This window comes from Gordonia sp. (in: high G+C Gram-positive bacteria) (assembly GCF_049299075.1).
GTDB lineage: Bacteria > Actinomycetota > Actinomycetes > Mycobacteriales > Mycobacteriaceae > Gordonia.
On sequence record NZ_JBAQWU010000351.1, the window covers coordinates 1 to 1,530 of the forward strand.

The window sequence follows — 1,530 nt, forward strand, 5'->3', positions numbered from 1 at the left end:
GGCATTGACCGGGGCGGGCCTGTCCACCCCGTCGGGAATTCCCGACTATCGCTCCCCCGGATCGCCGCCACGCACGCCGATGACGATCCAGATGTTCCTGAGTTCAGCGGACTTCCGGCGCCACTACTGGGCACGCAATCACCTCGGCTGGCGCCACATGGACGCCGCCGCGCCCAATGCCGCACACCGCGCCCTCGCCGAATTGGAAGCCGTCGGCCTGGTGACCGGGGTACTAACCCAGAACGTCGACATGCTCCACCTGAAGGCGGGCTCGCGCCGGGTTCTGGATCTGCATGGCTCATACGGTCGCGTCGTCTGCCTCGATTGTGACCACCGACTGTCCCGGCACGTGCTCGACGCAGACCTGGAACGTGCGAACCCGGGATTCCGCGCCCGTGTCGCCGGCCGGGGTGCCATCGAGGTGGCGCCCGACGCGGATGCAGTGCTCGATGACACCGCCTCGTTCGTGGCGGTGGCCTGCCCTCGCTGCGGCGGAACACTGAAGCCGGACATCGTCTACTTCGGCGAGAACGTTCCCAAAGACGTTGTCGCACAGGGATATTCGATGGTCAACGACGCCGACGCCGTCCTGGTTCTGGGAAGCTCGCTGACCGTGATGTCCGGACTGCGGTTCGTCCGGCACGCCGCCAAGAGCGGCAAGCCGGTGCTGATCGTGAACCGCGGCGAGACCCGGGGCGACCGGCTGGCCGACCTCAAGATCGATCATCGGTGCGAAGAGATCCTGCCCGCCACGCTATCCGCGCTGGCTTGCTGATTGGCGGTGTGATTTCGACACGGCCCTCGGGCTACGCGGGGAACGTGTATGCGCCGTCGAGGGCCTTCACCTGCTGCCACACGCGGTCGAACCCCTCCGGATCGGCGACCGGACGGGCCACCGCACCGAGCGCCCACTCCTGCTGCTCCGGAGTTGCCGAACCCTTGCCGTACAGCGCGACCGCATAAGCCGAGAAATCACGGACCTGAAAATCGAAGATCCGATTGACGACGTCATCATCGATGCCAATCAGGGCCGCCTGCTCCAGAATCAGCTGCCCGTAGACGATCAGCGTGAACAGGTGGCCGATGGTGAGCACGAAGTCGAGGTCACCTTGTTGTTCTGCGCTCGGCGGCGCGGTGGTCAACAGCGCCTGCAATGCCTTCGCCTGTCCGTAGAAGACACCCACATTCGCCATGTCGAGTCGAGCCTCGTAGGCCGCAGTCCAGTCGGCGAACTGTACTTTTCCGGCGCCGCCGACCGGGCCTTGCGCGAAGAAGAAGGCGTCGTCGGCGGCCTCGCGCCGGGTGCCGATCGCCGGATACTCCGCCGGGTTGAGCAGGTAGTTCGGCATGAACTTGAGGATCTGCGCCACATTGACGTGGACCGTGCCTTCCAGTCGCGGGAGCCAGCCGATAAAGCGGTTCGCCTGATGGAAGTACGTGTTCTTCTCGTACCCCTTGGCCGCGACGACGTCGAGCAGCAACGTCATCACGGTCTCCCCTTCCGAGGTGACCTTGGACTTGGTGACCGGA

General features: G+C 65.2%; 1 protein-coding gene and 1 pseudogene. One reads left to right on the top strand and one right to left on the bottom strand.

Annotated features, from left to right (window positions below; all coding sequences use genetic code 11):
- The coding region (locus WAW85_RS11115) for a Sir2 family NAD-dependent protein deacetylase (RefSeq protein ID WP_422559672.1) at positions 1-775 on the top strand (775 nt) is incomplete at its 5' end.
- A 31-nt stretch (positions 776-806) separates the two neighbouring features.
- Here the strand turns inward: WAW85_RS11115 and WAW85_RS11120 are convergent.
- A pseudogene (locus tag WAW85_RS11120) lies at positions 807-1,530 on the bottom strand (acyl-CoA dehydrogenase); the annotation flags it as partial.